The organism is Pseudomonas sp. 478 (genome assembly GCF_003254125.1).
GTDB lineage: Bacteria > Pseudomonadota > Gammaproteobacteria > Pseudomonadales > Pseudomonadaceae > Aquipseudomonas.
Genome location: NZ_QKZG01000015.1, coordinates 92,941 through 111,170, shown reverse-complemented (window position 1 = coordinate 111,170; position 18,230 = coordinate 92,941). Strand labels below are relative to the sequence as shown.

Sequence of the window (18,230 nt, the reverse complement as noted above, 5' to 3'; positions counted from 1 at the left end):
TTCAAAGTCAAACCGTATGCGATGGGTTGACGACTGCTGCGCAGCCGAACGGGGATAAATCCCCTCGCCACAGAATCCCCACTCACCACAGAACCACTCACCCCCCCCCAAAAATCCCTCATCACAAAAGCCCGCTCCCACATTTGGGGAGCGGTGCCTTTCTTAGTGCTGCAGAATCTTGGCGAGGAAGTGCTGCGTACGCTCGGCGCGGGCATTGATGTCGCCGAAGAACTCCTCTTTCTTGCAGTCTTCGATGATCTTGCCCTGGTCCATGAAGATCACCCGGTCCGCCACTTTACGGGCGAAGCCCATTTCGTGGGTCACGCACATCATGGTCATGCCTTCGTGGGCCAGTTGCACCATCACGTCGAGTACTTCGTTGACCATTTCAGGGTCCAGCGCCGAAGTCGGTTCGTCGAACAACATGACGATCGGGTCCATCGCCAGCGCACGGGCAATCGCCACGCGCTGTTGCTGACCACCGGAGAGCTGACCCGGATGCTTGTGCGCATGGGCGGACAGCCCGACGCGCTCAAGCAGTTGCAGGCCTTTCTTGGTGGCTTCTTCCTTGCTGCGGCCCAACACCTTGATCTGCGCGATGGTCAGGTTTTCGGTGATGGTCAGGTGCGGGAACAGTTCGAAATGCTGGAACACCATGCCCACGCGCGAACGCAGTTTCGGCAGGTCGGTCTTCGGGTCGGCGATGGACGTGCCATCAACCACTACGTCGCCTTTCTGGAACGGTTCCAGGGCATTGACGCATTTGATCAGGGTGGATTTGCCGGAGCCGGACGGCCCGCACACCACAATCACTTCGCCTTTTTTGACCTCGGTGCTGCAGTCAGTCAGTACCTGGAAGTCGCCATACCACTTGTTGACATTCTTGATAGAGATCATACGGCAAACCTTTTTTGCAGACGCTTGACCAGCAGCGAGGCGGCAAAGCTGATTGTGAAGTACGTGAGACCTGCAAAGATCAGGAACTCGTTGGAGCGACCGATGATGTCGCCACTGGCACGGGAGGCGTTGAGGAAGTCCACCAGACCAACCGCGTAGACCAGCGAGGTGTCCTGAAACAGGATGATGCTCTGTTGCAGCAGCAGCGGGGTCATCTTGCGGAACGCTTGCGGCAGGATGATCAACCGCATCATCTGGCCATACGTCATGCCCAGGGCTTGGGCTGCACCCATCTGACCCTTGGAAATCGACTGGACGCCGGCCCGGACGATTTCGCAGAAGTACGCCGCTTCGAACATCATGAACGCCACGATGCACGAGGCGAACGCGCCGATCGGGGTGTCCTCGCCGGTGATCCAGCGCAGAACGAACGGCACCGCCAGGTAGAACCAGGTGATCACCAGCAGCAGTGGAATCGAGCGGAAGTAGTTAACGTAGGCGCCGGCAATGTTCGACAGCAGTTTGCTGTGGGACAGGCGCATCAGCGCCAGGATCGTGCCGAGGATGATCCCGCCGCCGACGCCAAGCGCCATCAGTTGCAGGGTCATGACCATGCCGTTCCACAAGCCCGGCAGGGACGGGATGATGCCCGAGAAGTCGAATTCCATCATTTACCCCCTACGGAGATCAGGCCCGGTACGGCGACTTTCTTCTCGACCATGCGCATCAGCAGCATCAGGCCCATGTTCAGGGTGAAGTAGATCAGCGTTGCCAGGGTGAAGGCTTCGAACAGGTTGGCGGAGAACTCGGCGGTTTGTTTGGTCTGCGCGAGCAACTCCATCAGGCCGATCAGCGACGCCACGGAAGAGTTCTTGAACACGTTCAGGAATTCCGAGGTGAGCGGCGGAATGATGATCCGGTAAGCCTGGGGCAGCAGCACGTTCCAGTAGATTTGCGGCAGTTTGAAGCCCATGGCGCGAGCGGCGGATTCCTGGCCGCGAGGCAGCGCCTGGATACCGGTACGCACTTGTTCGCAAACACGAGCGGCGGTGAACAGGCCCAGGCAGACGACGACGCTGAGGTAAGCCGAGGTGGTCGGGTTCAGGTCCTGCTTGTACCAGTCTTGCAGGTTCTGAGGCAGCAGGTCGGGCACCAGGAAGTACCAGATGAACAGCTGAACCAGCAGTGGCACGTTACGGAAGAGTTCGACGTAACAGGTCGCAATGCCCGATACGATGCGGTTCGGCACGGTGCGCATGACGCCCAGCATCGAGCCCAGCAGCAGGGCAACGATCCAGGCCACGACGGCGATGGCGATGGTCCAGCCCAAACCGGAGGCGTACCAGTCGAGATACGTCTCGCTGCCCACTCCGGTGGACTTGAAGAACACGCCCCAGTCCCAGTTGTAATTCATTAGGGTCTCCCCTCAGATCGATCGATGTACAAGTGCCCGCCTGGGGAAGCTCCGTTCCCGCCCTGATCGTAAAGATCAGGCACACACGAGCGGCTCGACAGCCACCGGTTCGAGTGTTTCCAAAAATGCCAGCAGGGAGTGACTATCCCCCGAAAGGGCAGTGGCCCTTTCAGGAGATAAGGTTAGTCAGAAATCAGGATTTCTTTTCGTCAGCCGCTTTATCGGTCGGATTGGCGATCAGGGCCTTGAGCTCGTCGCTCATCGGGAACATGAGGTTCAGATTTTTTGGCGGGATTGGCTGCATGAACCATTTTTCGTAGATCTTGTTGATCTCGCCGGACTTGTAGGTCGCGATGATTGCGTCATCCACAGCTTTCTTGAATGGTGCGTCGCCCTTGCGGACCATGCAGCCGTAGATTTCGTAGGACTGTGCAGTACCGGTCACGGCCCAATCGGTTGGCTTCTTGGCCTTGGCCATTTCACCGGCCAGCAAGGCGTCGTCCATCATGAAAGCCACGGCGCGGCCGCTTTCCAGCATGTTGAACGACTCGCCGTGGTCTTTGGCGGAGATGACGTTCATGCCCATTTGCTTGTCGGCGTTCATCGACTTGAGGATGCGCTCGGACGTGGTGCCAGCGGTGGTCACGACGTTCTTGCCTTTCAGGTCCGGGAAGTCCTTGTAAGGCGAATCTTTCTTGGACAGCAGCTTGGTGCCGATTTCGAAGATGCCGACGGAGAAGTCAACTTGCTGCTGACGTTCGACGTTGTTGGTAGTGGAGCCGCACTCGACGTCCACGGTGCCGTTCTGCACCAGCGGGATACGGGTTTGCGAAGTCACGAGGTTGTATTTGACCTGGAGGTTCGGCATGTCCAGGTCTTTTTTGATGGCTTCAACGATTTTCAGCTGGATATCGTGGGAGTAGCCAACCGGTTTGCCGGAAGCGTCCGCGATGTAGGAAAACGGAATGGAAGCGTCACGATGCCCGAGGGTGATAACGCCGGACTCTTTGATCTTCTTCAGGGTGCCGGTGAGTTCGGCGGCGAAAACTGGAGTGCTGATCAGAGCGGCAGCAATGGCTGCGCCCAGGAGATGGGGAACGATGCGCATCAAATTTTCCTCGACATTGTTTTTATATGGAGCCAGTTCATCGGCTCTTTTTTGTGCTTCGAATGCTTGCCGGCTCCTGAAGGGTTGGCACAGCTGTCATTCGTCCAAGAGTGTAGAGCATGACTCGTGCCAGGCCAGGCTGAATAGGTCAACCTGTTGATTTATAAGGGGATTAAATATTTATGGCGAGGTTTTTGATGTTGGGGAGTCCGGTTAACCGAATCGACCGACTGGTCGCGTTCGGAAAACCGAATGCAATCTCTCGTATAGCACCTATCCCCTGTGGGAGTGAGCCTGCTCGCGATGAGGTCGGCACATTCAAGATTGATGTTGCCTGACATTCCGCTATCGTCGGAACGCCGCCCGGAGCCGGCTCGCTCCCACAGGAGATATGTAATGTTTGGCAGAATGCAAAAAACCCCTGAATCGTGAGATTCAGGGGCTTTCGTTTAAGCGGATGAGGGATCAGGCCGCTTCGATCTTGCTGCGGTTCTGCTCGACCTTGCTCAGGTAATCCGTCAGTTTCTGCTGTTCCTCCGGCGTGGTGAACAAGCCCAGCTTGCTGCGGCGCCACAGAATGTCGTGCGCGGTGGTTGCCCATTCTTCGCTGCACAGGTAATCGACTTCACGGGTGTAGAGCCCGCCGCCGATGTGTTCGCCCATATCGCCGAGATTCTGCACGCCTTCGAGCATGCGCCAGGTGCGGCTGCCGTAGGTGGTGGCCCAGCGGCGGGCGATTTCGGTCGGCACCCAGTCGAACTTGTCGCGGATCAAGGCGCACAAGGCTTGCGGGGTGGTCATGTCTTCGCCGCCCGGCAGGGGAGCGCTGGCGGTCCAGCTCGGCTTGATGTCTTTGAAGTACGGAGCCAGTTGCGCCAGCGCCGACTCGGCCAGTTTGCGGTAGGTGGTCAGCTTGCCGCCGAACACCGACAACAGCGGCGCTTCTTCGCCGGTGCCCGACAACGCCAGGGTGTAGTCGCGAGTGACAGCCGACGGGTTATCGGATTCGTCGTTGCACAGCGGACGAACGCCGGAATAGCTGTGCAGGATGTCGTCGCGGCTGATGCGTTTCTTGAAATGGGAATTGACCACTTTCAACAGGTAATCGATTTCGCTTTCAGTGATCGCCACTGCAGCCGGATCGCCGGTGTACTCGCGATCGGTGGTGCCGATCAGGGTGAAGTGGTTCAGGTACGGAATGGTGAACACGATGCGCTGATCTTCGTTTTGCAGAATGTGCGCGTGTTCGCCTTCGTACAGTTTCGGCACGATCAGGTGGCTGCCCTGGATCAGGCGGATGCCGTACGGCGATTCCATCTTCAGGTCGTCACGAATGAACTTGGCGACCCAAGGGCCGGCGGCGTTTACCAGTGCCTTGGCGCGGATCGAAAACAGACTGCCATCGGCGCGTTCCAGATGCAGGTGCCACATTCCCTTGGTGCGGCGGGCGCTGACGCAGCGAGTCTGGGTGTGAACGTGGGCGCCTTTTTCGCGGGCGGCCATGGCGTTCAGCACCACCAGTCGGGCATCGTCAACCCAGCAATCGGAGTATTCGAAGCCTTTGGTGATTTCGCTTTTCAGCGGGCTGTCCGGGCCGAACTTCACGCTTTTCGAGCCTTCGAGTTTTTCCCGCTTGCCAAGGTGGTCATAAAGGAACAGACCGGCGCGGATCATCCAGGCTGGACGCAGATGTGGACGGTGCGGCAGCACGAAGCGCATCTGCTTGACGATGTGCGGGGCCTTGGCCAGCAGCACTTCGCGTTCGGCCAGGGCTTCGCGCACCAGGCGGAATTCGTAATGTTCAAGGTAGCGCAAGCCGCCGTGGATCAGCTTGCTGCTGGCTGACGAGGTGTGGCTGGCCAAGTCGTCTTTTTCGCATAGAAACACCGAAAGACCGCGACCGGCGGCATCCGCTGCGATCCCCACGCCATTGATCCCGCCACCGATGACGGCGATATCGTAGATCTCAGCGAGAGGGGGCGTAGGCAAGGTAGAAGTGGGCATCGGCTAGCCTCGGGCTTTTATGATTTTCGGTATTGGAATTCGAACATTAATGTTCATTTGCGAAAATGGTAGCCCATAAAGTCGCCCACAGCCAGTTAACTTCGATTGAAAATACTGATCGAAAGGCCGTGAAAGGAAAATTTTCGAACATCGAGAGAGTGAAGAGGGGAGATTTGCCGCGACTTCTGTAGGAGCATGGCTTGCCCGCGATGGCATACTCGAGGCCGCCATCGCCGGCAAGCCGTGCTCCTACAGGTTATTTAACCGCTTTCGCGGTTAAACGACTTCTAGCCGAATCTTGTGCTGACTCAACAACTGCGCCAACGCCGGCACAGGCTGCTGATCGGTCACCAGGCAATCAATCAAACTGATCGGCCCCAGGCGAATCATGGCGTTGCGCCCGAATTTGCTGGAGTCCGCCGCGAGGATGACCTTTCGGGCATTGGCGATGATCGCCTGGGACACCCGAACTTCCTGGTAATCGAAGTCCAGCAGACTGCCGTCTTCATCGATACCGCTGATGCCGACCAAGGCGAAATCAACCTTGAACTGGTTAATGAAGTCGACACTGGCCTGACCGACCACACCACCGTCGCGCCGCACGTTGCCACCGGTCAGCAGGACATCGAAGTCGTCCTTGGCGCTGAGCATCGAAGCCACATGCAGGTTGTTGGTGATGATCTTCAGGTGATTGTGATTGAGCAGCGCCCGGGCGATGGATTCGGTGGTGGTGCCGATATTGATGAACAGCGAGGCGTGATCGGGGATTTGAGCCGCAATGGCTTCACCGATACGCTGCTTTTCATCGCGCATCTGATCGGCACGCATGGCGTAGGCGGTGTTTTCGACGCTGGAATCGTAGGCTGCGCCGCCGTGGTAGCGACGCAACAAATTAGCTTCCGCGAGCTGATTGATATCGCGGCGGATGGTTTGCGGTGTAACGACGAACAGCGTAGCCATTTCCTCAATGCTGACATAGCCGCGTTCGCGGACCAGTTCGAGGATTTGCTGCTGACGGGGAGGCAGATTCATGGGGCTTCCTTTGGGCTGCCGTGCAAAAATTTGCCCATGATGCCGCAGGAATCTGCTCCCTGCCAGTTACATGCAGATACGACTATTCAGCTCGGCTTATTCAGCGCCTTCATGCGGTTCCCAATCGCGGGTGCGGCTGACGGCTTTTTTCCAGCCGGCGTAGAGTTTTTCCTTCGCGGTTTCGTCCAGGGTCGGTTCGAATTCGCGCTCGATCACAGCCTTGCCGCGCAACTCGTCCAGGCTGCCCCAGAAGCCACACGCCAGACCGGCCAGGTAAGCCGCGCCCAGTGCGGTGGTTTCGCGCATTTGCGGACGCTCGACCTGAGTGCCGAGGATGTCGGCCTGGAACTGCATCAGGAAGTTGTTCGCGACTGCGCCGCCGTCGACACGCAGGGATTTCAAGCGTTCGCCGGAGTCCTGTTGCATGGCATCGAGAACGTCGCGGGTCTGGTAGGCAATCGACTCCAGGGCTGCACGAATGATGTGATCCACGCGTACGCCGCGAGTCAGGCCGAACAATGCGCCGCGGGCATACGGGTCCCAGTACGGAGCGCCCAGGCCGGTGAAGGCGGGTACCAGGTACACGCCGTTGCTGTCCTTGACCTTGTTGGCAAAGTATTCAGTGTCGTGGGCGTCGTTGATGATTTTCAGTTCATCACGCAGCCATTGAACGGTGGAACCACCGTTGAACACAGCACCTTCCAGCGCGTAAGCCACTTCGCCGCGCGGGCCGCAAGCGATGGTAGTCAACATGCCGTGCTTGGATTTCACCGCTTTGTCGCCGGTGTTCATCAGCAGGAAGCAGCCGGTGCCGTAGGTGTTTTTCGCCTGGCCTGGCTCGACGCACATCTGGCCGAACAGGGCCGCTTGCTGGTCACCCGCGATACCGCCGATGGCGATGCCGCTTTTGGTGTGGCCGTAGATTTCAGACGAGGATTTAACTTCCGGCAGCATCTCGCGCGGAATATCCAGCACCTCCAGCATCTTCGCGTCCCACTCAAGCGTGTGGATGTTGAAGAGCATGGTGCGCGAGGCGTTGGTGTAGTCGGTGACGTGCACTTTGCCGCCGGTAAATTTCCAGATCAGCCAGCTGTCGATGGTGCCGAACAACAGTTCGCCTTTGCGCGCGCGTTCGCGGCTGCCTTCGACGTTGTCGAGGATCCACTTGAGCTTGGTGCCGGAGAAGTACGGGTCGGTGACCAGGCCGGTGGTGTCGCTGATGTATTGCTCGTGACCGTCGCGCTTGAGTTGCTGGCAGATCTCGGTGCTGCGGCGGCACTGCCAGACGATCGCGTTGTAGATCGGGCGGCCGGTGGTCTTGTCCCAGACCACGGTGGTTTCGCGCTGGTTGGTGATGCCGATGGCGGCGACCTGGTCGTGATGCAGGCCGGCTTGAGCCAGGGCCTCGACCATCACGGCGCTTTGGGTGGCGAAGATTTCCATCGGGTCGTGTTCAACCCAGCCGGCTTGCGGGTAATGCTGTGCGAATTCGCGCTGGGCGGTGCAGACCACGTTCGCGTCGCGGTCGAAAATGATCGCGCGGGAGCTGGTCGTACCCTGATCGAGGGCAATGATGTAGTTCTTGTTCTGAGTGTCGGTCATGTCGATTGCCTTGGACGAAAAAAGGGGGAGTGAGGTCCGGCGCGTGATCTGATGGGCAGGATCACGCGCCAACGGTATCAAGAAGTTCTTGGTTTGCCGTCAATGGCCGGTACTGCTTCCTTTGTAGCAGGTAGGGCGCTGGGCAGATGACGGGCAATCAGCCCGCGATACGCTGCAGCACCGAGGCAGGCACCGACAATCGGTGCAAAAATCGGAATCAGGAAATACGGGATATCGCGCCCGCCGGTGAAGGAAATTTCACCCCAGCCAGCGAAGAAAGTCATCAGTTTAGGACCGAAGTCGCGCGCCGGGTTCATCGCAAAACCGGTCAGCGGCCCCATCGAGCTGCCAATCACGGCAATCAGCAGGCCGATCAGCAGCGGAGCGAGCGGACCCTTTGGCAAGCCATTGTTGTCGTCGGTCAGGGACATGATCACGCCCATCAGGATGGCGGTGATGATCACTTCAACCAGGAAGGCTTGTGCCGTGGACAAGACCGGGTTGGGGAAGGTGGAAAACACCGACGCCAATTCGAGGCTGGCCTGAGTACCACGAACCATATGGTGAGTTTGTTCGTAATCGAAGAATAAATTGCTGTACAGCGTGTAAACCAACAACGCTCCACAGAAGGCCCCAGCGATCTGGGCGAGAATATAGAAAGGCAGTTTGCGCTTTTCGAAGTCAGCGAAAATGCTCAGGGCAATGCTGACGGCGGGATTGAGATGAGCCCCGGAAACGCCGGCGGTCAGGTAGATCGCCATGCTCACGCCGACCCCCCAGATGATGCTGATTTCCCAAAGGCCGAAGCTGGCACCCGCGACCTTGAGCGCGGCAACGCAACCTGTACCAAAAAAGATCAGCAGCGCAGTGCCCAGGAATTCGGCCATGCATTGGCTTGAGAGCGACGGTTGTTGTAAAGCAGTTGTCATCGAAAACCTCATTTTTGTTGTTGTCTGGCGCTTTTGCATCATGGTCAAAGCGCGATTTTCACCGAGACAGGATCCCCATCCTGTTCTCGGCCTGCTGCTGGGTGCTGCGATAGGTACATTCGTGCAGTATTCAGATTCGAAAAAATATAGACAAGAAACGCTGCTGTCAAAGGTCGAAAGTGAACCGTCAGTCACAATCGAACTATTAGTCACATGAATGACCGCATCGTTCACGCGGCAGACCGAAGGTGGACGAACGGCATAAGGCGCCGCCAAGCCTTTGAAATAACGCCGCAATAGAGCCTTTTATGGAGCAATGGCCTAGAATCCAGCGCAGTATTTTTCTACTGCCGCCCAGTCTGGAGCTGTCATGACCCCCGCATTGGATTTGTTGAAAAAAGTTCGTGCCGAACATCGCGTGCACAGTTACGAACATGATCCGAAGGCAGCGTCCTACGGGCTGGAGGCCGCGGAGAAGCTGGGGCTGGATCCGGCGCAGGTGTTCAAGACCTTGCTGGCGGCCAGCGAAAAAGGTGAATTGTTGGTGGCCGTCGTGCCGGTCGTCGGAAGTCTGGACTTGAAAGGCCTGGCTCATGCCGCTGGCGTGAAAAAAGTCGAAATGGCCGATCCTGCCGCTGCGCAACGATCCACCGGATACCTGCTGGGCGGCATCAGCCCGCTGGGACAGAAAAAGCGCTTGCGCACGTTTATCGATAATTCAGCTCAGCCCTTTGCCAGCATTTTTGTCAGCGCGGGGCGACGAGGGTTGGAAGTCGAATTGGCACCCGCGGTGCTGGCCGAACATACCCAGGCGAAGTTCGCCGATATCGGCCGCGCCTGACGCGGACTATCAGCCCGGCGCTGTATGGTGAAAATGTATGGGCTCTGTCACTGGTGCCGGGGTGTCGGCAGCTTCATGCTCGGAGGTCTGACAAAGGGAGAAGGTTATGCAGCTTGAGTTTCATCAGGTCGATGCGTTCAGTGATCGGCCGTTCAGTGGCAACCCGGCGATGGTCTATCGCCTCGATGCCTGGCTTGCCGATGAGTTGATGCAGAAGATCGCCGCCGAGCACAACCTCGCCGAAACCGCTTTCGTGGTGCGCGAAGGGCTGGGCTGGCACATCCGCTGGTTTACCCCGACCACCGAAGTGCCGTTGTGCGGTCATGCGACCCTGGCCAGCGCTTACGTGCTGTTTGAAATCTATAAGGAACCAGTCGAGCGGCTGGACTTCATCTGCAAGTCCGGCCTGCTAAGCGTGAGCCGTGAAGGCGAGCGCTTGTGGCTGGATTTTCCGGCGCTCATTGCGTCGGAAGTGGGTGTGACCCTGGATGTCGAGCGCGCGCTGGGTGTGGAAGCGGTTGATGTGCTGGGGTCGAACGAGTTGTTCGTGGTGCTGGAATCCGAGCAGGCGGTGCTCGAGTGTCAGCCGGACATGGCGGCACTCGCGAAACTGCCGTGGCCGGGGGCAATCGTCACGGCCAAGGGCAGCCAGCATGATTTCGTTTCCCGCTACTTCGCGCCGGCGATCGGCATCAACGAAGACCCGGTGACGGGGTCGACTCATTGCAGCCTGATCCCGTACTGGTCGAAACGCTTGGGCAAGTTGAGCCTGACGGCTTGTCAGCGTTCGGCTCGAGGCGGGGAGTTGTTCTGTCGGCTGGAAGGGGATCGGGTAAAAATCGGCGGGAATGCGACGCTCGTTGCGAGCGGAACGCTGATGCTGGGTTGATGCTGATCTTTGTAGGAGCAAAGCTCGCTCGCGATGAACGATGACGCGGTGCATCAGCTAAACCGCGGTGATGCTATCGCGAGCAAGCTTTGCTCCTACAGAAACGGAGTGTCAGTGGGCGCTGCTGTAACGGCGCACACCGGACTCGACGACCGGAATCTGCGCCGCCGTACTGCCCGACGCCTGAAACAGCACCAGGTGTTCAGCCGCGACACGAATGCCGACCTCTGAACCCACCTGATGATCGGCATGGCTCGGGAAAATCGATTCCAGCTGTGCACCGGTCGGCAACTGCAAGCGATACAAGGTGGACGCACCCTGGAAAGACTTGCCGACAATCCGCGCCTTCAACGTGCTGTCCGGTGCATAAACGATATCGTCCGGACGCAACAATACATCCACCGCACCGCCAACCGGCCAGGTGTAGGCACGATTACCGCGTAACTCACCCAACTCGGTCTGCACCGACTCGGGGCTGCTCAGCTGACCGCGAATGAAATAACCCTGACCGATGAAACTGGCGACATACGGCGTCAGCGGTTCGTGATACAGGTTGTAAGGCGTGTCCCACTGCTCCAGGCGACCTTCCTTGAAAACCCCCACATGATCACTCACTGCGAACGCTTCTTCCTGGTCATGCGTTACCAGAATCGCGCTGGTGCCACGGGCCTTGAGGATGTCGCGCACCTCATGGCTGAGCTTGCGTCGCAGCTCGCCATCAAGGTTGGAAAAGGGTTCGTCGAGCAGTAGCAGTTGAGGTTCCGGCGCCAGGGCGCGGGCCAGTGCGACGCGCTGCTGTTGACCACCGGACAGCTCATGGGGGAAGCGCTTACCGAGGTTTTTCAGGTTGACCAGTTCCAGCAGCTCTTCGGTGACGCGATCCTTTTGCGGGTGCTTGCGGATCCCGAAGGCGATGTTCTCGGCCACGCTCAAGTGCGGAAACAGTGCGTAATCCTGGAACACCATGCCGATCCGGCGCTTCTCCGGGGCGAGGGTGAAACCGGCGCGGGAGATGGTCTCGCCCGCCAACTGGATTTCACCTTCGTGTACCGGCTCGAAACCGGCAATCGCCCGTAGCGTGGTGGTTTTGCCGCAACCCGAAGAGCCCAGCAGGCAACCAATGTCGCCGGCATTCAAATGCAGGTTGAGGTTCTGCACGACGCGCTGGTCTTGATAGCCGCAGGCGAGGCTACGCAGGTTCAGCAGTAATGGATGGCTCATGCGTGGTGGTACGCCGGTTCGACGAGAAACTCGAGCAGGGCCTTTTGTGCGTGAAGACGGTTTTCGGCTTGATCCCACGCGACGGAGCGCTGGTCATCGAGCAGGTCGACGCTGATTTCCTCGCCACGGTGGGCCGGCAGGCAGTGCATGAACAGCACGTCCGGTGCGGCCAGGTCGAGCAGGGCGCGGTTGACCTGAAACGGCGCGAACAGTTTCAGGCGCTTGGCGGTTTCCTCTTCCTGGCCCATAGAGGTCCAGACGTCGGTGCTGACCAGGTGGGCGCCGCGTACGGCATCCTTCGGATCGCGGACGATGGTGACCCGATCGCCGGCCTTGGCCACGAATTCAGGGTTGGGTTCAAAGCCTTCCGGGCACGCGACGCGCAACTGGAAGTCGAACTGGATCGCCGCTTCTATATAGCTGTTGCACATGTTGTTGCCGTCGCCGATCCAGGCCACGGTTTTGCCCTGGATCGAACCGCGGTGTTCGAGGAACGTCTGCATGTCGGCCAGCAACTGGCACGGGTGCAGGTCATCGGACAGGCCGTTGATCACGGGCACGCGGGAGTTGGCGGCGAACTCGGTCAGGGTGCTGTGGGCAAAGGTGCGGATCATCACGGCGTCGAGCATGCTCGACATGACGATCGCGCCGTCGCCGATCGGCTCGCCACGGCCCAGTTGGGTGTCGCGCGGCGACAGGAAGATCGCCTGGCCACCGAGCTGGATCATGCCGGCTTCGAACGAAATACGGGTGCGGGTCGAGGACTTCTCGAAAATCATCCCGAGCACGCGGTTTTTCAGAGGCTCGAACAGTACGCCGCGGTTACGCAGGTCTTTGAGCTCAACGCCTCGACGGATCACGCTGACCAGCTCTTCGGGCGTGCAATCCATCAGGGAGAGAAAGTGCCTTGCGCTCATCATTGACTACCTTTTTGCAACAGACCGCAGATACTCAAAGCCTTGTTTAACTGAAAAACGGGCGAGACCTGCGGCGTAAGCCGCACGGGGCGACGAAATAGGGGAAGGCGCGATCTTATAATTAAATGTCGCGTCTTACCAATAGGGCTACGGTTTTTAGGGGATTTCAGAGGGGCTACGGGATGACCGCAGTAGCGCTTTTGAAGCCTGTTTCCTGACAGCAGCCGGTCATTTGTACACTGGGGTCACGGGGCTTTGCAATCAAACGGGGCGCAGACGGCATAGCCGCGGTCGGTTTCTGGCCTGTCATTTGAAGCATTTGTGCTCGGGATCGATCGATGTGTCTGGTCTGAAACATTTGCTAAAGCAAAGTGGCGGGTTATAACTAACGCACGAACGACGCAGGAAGCCTTCGGAATGGAATCGAAAGAACGACAGTTAATGGAATTACTCGGCCTCACGGCTCGCTCGCTGACCCACCTCACCGCGTCCATGACCTCGATGTCCTTCGAGTTGATGCGCAGTGAAGACGAAGTGACCAAGGCCGCCGGCCGGCGGATGATCGACCGCATGGCAACCATCAGCACCGGGCTCGACGAGCACTGGCGGCTGATCGGCGAACTCACCGGTGTTCATCTCGCTCAAGAGCAGATCGAAACCATCCAGGAGATCCAGTTGCAGGCGCCGCCGAAGCTGCCGCCCAACTGATCCCCTGCGGTCATCGGCTGGCCTGATGGCCGCCGATTCACAAGACGAACGTCGCTGGCGCAGCAGTGGATCAGGCGCCATAGTTTTGTTCCCGCGGCCGATATTGCCCGCCCAGAACAAGACAGAGACTGGCCATGACCAAGACTCTCCATCACCGTGCGTGCCACCTGTGTGAAGCCATTTGCGGCCTGACCATCGAAACCACCGAGGTCGAAGGCGCGGTGCAGATCACGTCGATCAAGGGTGACGCTCAGGATACCTTCAGCCGGGGGCATATCTGCCCCAAGGCCGTCGCCCTGCAAGATATTCAGAACGATCCGGATCGTCTGCGTCAGCCGATGCTGCGGGTCGGCAGTGAATGGCAGCCCATCGAGTGGGAAGACGCCTTCAACCTTGTCGCCGAACGTCTGGCGGCGATTCAGGAGCGTCACGGACAGAACGCGGTGGCGGTCTATCAAGGCAACCCCAGCGTGCACAACTACGGGCTGATGACCCACAGCAATTACTTTCTCGGCCTGTTGAAAACCCGCAACCGGTTTTCCGCGACCTCGGTCGACCAGTTGCCCCATCACCTGACCAGCCATTTGATGTACGGCCACGGTTTGCTGTTGCCAATCCCGGACATCGATCACACCGATTTCATGCTGATCCTAGGCGGCAATCCGCTGGCCTCCAACGGCAGCATCATGACCGTGCCGGATGTGGAGAAGCGCTTGAAGGCCATTCAGGCCCGCGGCGGCAAAGTGGTGGTGGTCGATCCGCGCCGCAGCGAAACCGCGGCGATTGCCGACCAGCATTTGTTCGTGCGCCCCGGTGGCGATGCGGCGTTGTTGTTCGGACTGCTCAATACCTTGTTCGCTGAAGGCCTGACCCGCGACAGTCATTTGCCGGTGGACGGTCTGAATGAGGTGCGCGAGGCGGTCGCGAATTTCACCGCCGAGGCCATGAGCCCACTGTGCGCGGTGCCCGCCGAACAGATCCGCCGACTGGCGCGGGACTTTGCGGCGGCGCCGACAGCGGTCTGCTACGGCCGCATGGGCGTTTCGACCCAGGCGTTCGGCACCTTGTGTCATTGGGTTGTGCAACTGATCAACCTGGTCACCGGTAATCTCGATCGCGTGGGAGGGGCGTTGTGCACCGAACCGGCGGTGGACTTGGTGGCTTCCACCTCAGGTGGGCATTTCAATTTGTGGCAGAGCCGGGTCTCCGGGCGTCCTGAATACGGTGGCGAACTGCCGGTCTCGGCGCTCGCCGAAGAGATGCTTACCGAAGGGGAAGGGCAGGTTCGTGCGCTGATTACCGTGGCGGGTAACCCGGTGCTGTCGACGCCCAATGGCCGACAGCTGGAACAGGCGCTGGACGGATTGGAGTTCATGGTCAGCATCGACCTGTACATCAATGAAACCACGCGGTATGCCGACCTGATCCTGCCGTCCACATCGGCCCTGGAAAACGATCATTACGACACGACGTTCAATATGTTCGCGGTGCGTAACGTCACTCGGTTCAATCGCGCGATCCTGGCCAAACCTGAAGGTGCGTTGCATGACTGGGAGATTTTCGTAGGGCTGGCCAAGGCGTTTGCGGCAAAGACCGGTAAGGAACTGAAACCAACGATCCCGCCAGCGCAGATGATCGACCGTGGCTTGCGGATGGGGTTGTATGGCGATACTTCAGAACAGAAATTATCACTGGCGACCTTGTTCGATCACCCGCATGGTGTCGATCTCGGGGCGCTGAAATCCAACCTGACGCCTCGCCTGAAAACCGAAAACCAGCGCGTCCAGGCTGCGCCGCCAGCGATCCTTGCTGACCTGGCGCGTTTTGCAGCCCTGCAAGCACCGGCGGCCGATGAATTGCTGATGATTGGCCGCCGTCATGTGCGCAGTAACAACTCGTGGATGCATAACTATCACCGCCTGGTAAAGGGCAAGCCGCGCCATCAATTGCTGATGCACCCGGATGACCTGGCCAGCCGTGGGCTCAACGACGGGCAGCGCGTGCGGGTCAGTTCGCGGGTCGGTGTGATTGAAGTTGAAGTGCTCGGCAGTCTGGATATGATGAAAGGCGTGGTCAGCCTTCCGCACGGTTGGGGCCATGCGCGGCCAGGCGTGCAGATGACCATTGCCAGTGGTCAGCCGGGCTCCAGCGCCAATGACCTGACCGACGAATGTCTGCTCGATGAGTTGTCGGGCAATGCGGCGTTGAATGGCGTGCCAGTGACCGTGGCGGCGGCTTGACTGAGTCTGTCGGGGAGACCGAGCATGGCGCTCGGGTTTCCGTTACAATGCGCCACCGTGCCGACCCCTGAGTCGGAAAGTTCAGCCGAGGTGCTCCATGGATATCATCGAAACGATTAAAGAGCAGATTGCTAACAACACCATTCTGCTTTACATGAAAGGTTCGCCGAATGCCCCGCAGTGCGGCTTCTCCGCGAAAGCCGCGCAGGCCGTGATGGCATGTGGTGAAAAGTTTGCGTACGTGGACATCCTGCAGAACCCGGAAATCCGCGCCAACCTGCCAAAATACGCCAACTGGCCAACCTTCCCGCAGCTGTGGGTGGGCGGTGAGCTGGTCGGCGGTAGCGACATCATGACCGAGATGGCTGCAGACGGTTCGCTGCAGACCACCATCAAGGCTGCTGTCGAAGCTGCTGCTGCCAACAAGACCGAAGCCTGATTCGGTCTTTGCAGGAGCCGAGCTTGCTCGCGATGCAGGCGCCGCGGTTTAGCAAGAACACCGCGTCATCGTTCATCGCTGGCAAGCCATGCTCCTAAAAGAGCAGGCATTAAAAAGCCCCGCCTCTTAAAAGAATGCGGGGCTTTTTATTGTCTCGAGTTTAGCGGGCGCTAACTTACTCTTCGCCCATCTGCGATTGCAGATAATTCTCAAGACCGACTTTATCGATCAGACCCAGTTGGGTTTCCAGCCAGTCGATATGTTCTTCTTCGGATTCAAGAATATCTTCGAGCAATTCACGGCTGCCGAAGTCACCAACGGTTTCGCAATGAGCGATAGCCACTTTGAGATCGGCGTGACCGGTGCGTTCGATACGCAGGTCGCACTCAAGCATTTCCTGGGTGTGTTCGCCGATTTGCAGCTTGCCCAGGTCCTGGACGTTCGGCAGGCCTTCAAGGAACAGGATGCGCTTGATCAGCTTGTCCGCGTGCTTCATCTCGTCGATGGATTCGTGGTATTCGTGCTTGCCGAGCTTATTCAGGCCCCAATCTTCGTACATGCGTGCATGCAGGAAGTATTGATTGATCGCGACCAGTTCATTGGCAAGGATTTTGTTGAGATGCTGGATGACTGTAACGTCGCCTTTCATGATGGGGTCCTGCCCTAAGTAGCTGTCAATAAGGCAGAGTCTGAGCCGCGACATTAAGAGTGTCAAACCTAAGTTATTGAAACTTAAGTGAAAATTAATCTGAATAAGAATGTTTGTGTTCCGCGTCTAGCGCGTAAGCGATTGATTTTCAGACATAAAAAAACCGGACATCAAGTCCGGTTCTTTGAAATACGTTAATTACGCGGCAGTAAATTCTACAGGGTAGGGAATCGCGGCCTGGGCCGATTGCAGTTTGGTCAGGGTTTCGCGGACCACTTCCTTGGCAAGGCAGGCACATTTACCGCATTGGCTAGCTACGCCGGTGGCCTGACGGACTTCCTTATAGCTGCAGCAACCTTCATAGATCGCTTCGCGGATTTGACCGTCGGTGACGCCAGTGCAGAGGCAAACATACATAAGTGAAAACCGTCGCTGGTTGTGACTCAATTGCGATGGATCTTAATGTTAACGAGAATGATTGTCAAAGTGGTTTCTGAAAGCTTTGATCAGGGCTGACGAACGGTTTCCTCTCAGCTTCGATCACGAGGACAACCCGTCGACTGCATTTCCCCTGTCAAAAAAACCGTTAAGGACAGGGTAAAAACGCAGTGTATGATGGCCGGTCCTTATGAAGCGGGTTCGTGTCACAGGGCTGTCGCCTGAAGGTGGCAGGCTGGCGCAAACCCGGAACTTCACGTTTTTACACCAGGAGATATCCAATGAGCGTACTCGTAGGCAAACAAGCCCCTGACTTCACCGTACCGGCTGTACTTGGCAATGGCGAAATCGTAGACAGCTTCACCCTGTCGTCGGCCATCAAAGGCAAATACGGCCTGGTGTTCTTCTACCCACTGGACTTCACCTTCGTTTGCCCGTCCGAGCTGATCGCTCTGGACAACCGCATGTCTGACTTCAAGGCACGCAACGTTGAAGTGGTCGCCGTTTCGATCGACTCGCACTTCACCCACAACGCCTGGCGCAACACCCCGGTCAACAATGGTGGTATCGGCCAGGTCCGTTACACCATGGCTGCCGATATCAAGCAGGAAATCATGAAGGCTTACGACGTTCAGTCCGCTGACGGCGTAGCTTTCCGTGGTGCGTTCCTGATCGACGACAAAGGCGTTGTCCGCTCGCAGATCATCAACGACCTGCCGCTGGGCCGTAACATCGAAGAGCTGGTTCGTCTGGTCGACGCTCTGCAATTCCACGAAGAGCATGGTGAAGTCTGCCCTGCCAACTGGAAAAAAGGCGACAAAGGCATGACCGCTTCCACCGAAGGTGTTGCGGCTTACCTGACCGAGCACGCTGCTGCGCTGTAAGGCACGTTTGAGGCATAA

18 protein-coding genes are annotated in these 18,230 nt (G+C 58.1%); 6 read left to right on the top strand and 12 right to left on the bottom strand.

The window, feature by feature from the left end:
* Positions 1–162 precede the first annotated feature (162 nt).
* The 8 genes from DFS28_RS25830 to DFS28_RS25795 all read right to left on the bottom strand — a co-directional run bounded on the left by DFS28_RS25830 (position 163) and on the right by DFS28_RS25795 (position 8,986).
* Positions 163–897, bottom strand: a complete 735-nt coding sequence (locus tag DFS28_RS25830) for an amino acid ABC transporter ATP-binding protein (protein WP_074874020.1) — start codon at positions 895–897, stop codon at positions 163–165.
* Entirely contained in the window at positions 894–1,565 is a 672-nt protein-coding gene (locus DFS28_RS25825) for an ABC transporter permease subunit (RefSeq protein ID WP_111452000.1), read from the bottom strand. Before DFS28_RS25825 ends, DFS28_RS25830 begins: the two co-directional genes overlap by 4 nt.
* Positions 1,565–2,311, bottom strand: coding sequence for an amino acid ABC transporter permease (locus DFS28_RS25820; RefSeq protein ID WP_111451999.1), 747 nt, complete (start codon positions 2,309–2,311; stop codon positions 1,565–1,567). The genes DFS28_RS25825 and DFS28_RS25820 overlap by 1 nt, the downstream gene beginning before the upstream one ends.
* Positions 2,312–2,504: 193 nt before the next feature.
* Positions 2,505–3,419, bottom strand: coding sequence for a glutamate/aspartate ABC transporter substrate-binding protein (locus DFS28_RS25815; protein WP_111451998.1), 915 nt, complete (start codon positions 3,417–3,419; stop codon positions 2,505–2,507).
* Positions 3,420–3,884: 465 nt separating this feature from the next.
* Positions 3,885–5,423 carry a glycerol-3-phosphate dehydrogenase gene (gene glpD / locus DFS28_RS25810; protein WP_111451997.1) on the bottom strand — a complete coding sequence of 513 codons (1,539 nt, stop codon included), beginning with the start codon at positions 5,421–5,423 and terminating at the stop codon, positions 3,885–3,887.
* Between the two features lie 276 nt (positions 5,424–5,699).
* Complete coding sequence (locus DFS28_RS25805; protein WP_027922833.1) at positions 5,700–6,455, bottom strand: DeoR/GlpR family transcriptional regulator; 756 nt, start codon at positions 6,453–6,455, stop codon at positions 5,700–5,702.
* A 96-nt stretch (positions 6,456–6,551) separates the two neighbouring features.
* A complete protein-coding gene (gene glpK / locus DFS28_RS25800) occupies positions 6,552–8,057 on the bottom strand; it encodes a glycerol kinase GlpK (protein ID WP_033057460.1) in 1,506 nt (501 codons plus the stop codon).
* Between the two features lie 77 nt (positions 8,058–8,134).
* Positions 8,135–8,986, bottom strand: a complete 852-nt coding sequence (locus tag DFS28_RS25795; protein WP_111451996.1) for an MIP/aquaporin family protein — start codon at positions 8,984–8,986, stop codon at positions 8,135–8,137.
* A 370-nt stretch (positions 8,987–9,356) separates the two neighbouring features.
* Here DFS28_RS25795 and ybaK point away from each other — a divergent pair, with 370 nt between their 5' ends.
* Both ybaK and DFS28_RS25785 read left to right on the top strand, forming a co-directional pair.
* Entirely contained in the window at positions 9,357–9,827 is a 471-nt protein-coding gene (gene ybaK / locus DFS28_RS25790; protein WP_007971306.1) for a Cys-tRNA(Pro) deacylase, read from the top strand.
* A 106-nt stretch (positions 9,828–9,933) separates the two neighbouring features.
* Positions 9,934–10,716 carry a PhzF family phenazine biosynthesis protein gene (locus tag DFS28_RS25785; protein WP_111451995.1) on the top strand — a complete coding sequence of 261 codons (783 nt, stop codon included), beginning with the start codon at positions 9,934–9,936 and terminating at the stop codon, positions 10,714–10,716.
* A gap of 111 nt (positions 10,717–10,827) precedes the next feature.
* Here the strand turns inward: DFS28_RS25785 and DFS28_RS25780 are convergent, their stop codons facing one another.
* Together DFS28_RS25780 and argF are read right to left on the bottom strand one after the other, a co-directional pair.
* Positions 10,828–11,937, bottom strand: coding sequence for an ABC transporter ATP-binding protein (locus DFS28_RS25780; RefSeq protein WP_111451994.1), 1,110 nt, complete (start codon positions 11,935–11,937; stop codon positions 10,828–10,830).
* A complete protein-coding gene (argF, locus tag DFS28_RS25775; RefSeq protein ID WP_111451993.1) occupies positions 11,934–12,854 on the bottom strand; it encodes an ornithine carbamoyltransferase in 921 nt (306 codons plus the stop codon). The genes DFS28_RS25780 and argF overlap by 4 nt, the downstream gene beginning before the upstream one ends.
* Positions 12,855–13,271: 417 nt before the next feature.
* Here argF and DFS28_RS25770 point away from each other — a divergent pair, with 417 nt between their 5' ends.
* The 3 genes from DFS28_RS25770 to grxD all read left to right on the top strand — a co-directional run bounded on the left by DFS28_RS25770 (position 13,272) and on the right by grxD (position 16,241).
* The gene (locus tag DFS28_RS25770) at positions 13,272–13,562 is read left to right on the top strand and encodes a hypothetical protein (RefSeq protein ID WP_111451992.1); all 291 of its coding nucleotides are present in this window, start codon (positions 13,272–13,274) and stop codon (positions 13,560–13,562) included.
* A gap of 134 nt (positions 13,563–13,696) precedes the next feature.
* Positions 13,697–15,802 (top strand): molybdopterin oxidoreductase family protein, encoded by a 2,106-nt coding sequence (locus DFS28_RS25765; RefSeq protein ID WP_111451991.1) that lies wholly within the window; start codon positions 13,697–13,699, stop codon positions 15,800–15,802.
* Positions 15,803–15,899: 97 nt separating this feature from the next.
* On the top strand, positions 15,900–16,241 hold the full coding sequence (grxD, locus tag DFS28_RS25760) for a Grx4 family monothiol glutaredoxin (RefSeq protein ID WP_007943565.1): 342 nt from the start codon (positions 15,900–15,902) through the stop codon (positions 16,239–16,241).
* A gap of 175 nt (positions 16,242–16,416) precedes the next feature.
* Here the strand turns inward: grxD and bfr are convergent, their stop codons facing one another.
* Positions 16,417–16,890 (bottom strand): bacterioferritin, encoded by a 474-nt coding sequence (gene bfr, locus DFS28_RS25755; RefSeq protein ID WP_008155586.1) that lies wholly within the window; start codon positions 16,888–16,890, stop codon positions 16,417–16,419.
* Positions 16,891–17,088: 198 nt separating this feature from the next.
* On the bottom strand, positions 17,089–17,307 hold the full coding sequence (locus DFS28_RS25750) for a bacterioferritin-associated ferredoxin (protein WP_008155585.1): 219 nt from the start codon (positions 17,305–17,307) through the stop codon (positions 17,089–17,091).
* A gap of 302 nt (positions 17,308–17,609) precedes the next feature.
* Between DFS28_RS25750 and DFS28_RS25745 the strand changes: the two genes are divergently transcribed.
* Complete coding sequence (locus DFS28_RS25745) at positions 17,610–18,212, top strand: peroxiredoxin (protein ID WP_111451990.1); 603 nt, start codon at positions 17,610–17,612, stop codon at positions 18,210–18,212.
* The last annotated feature ends 18 nt before the right edge of the window (positions 18,213–18,230 follow it).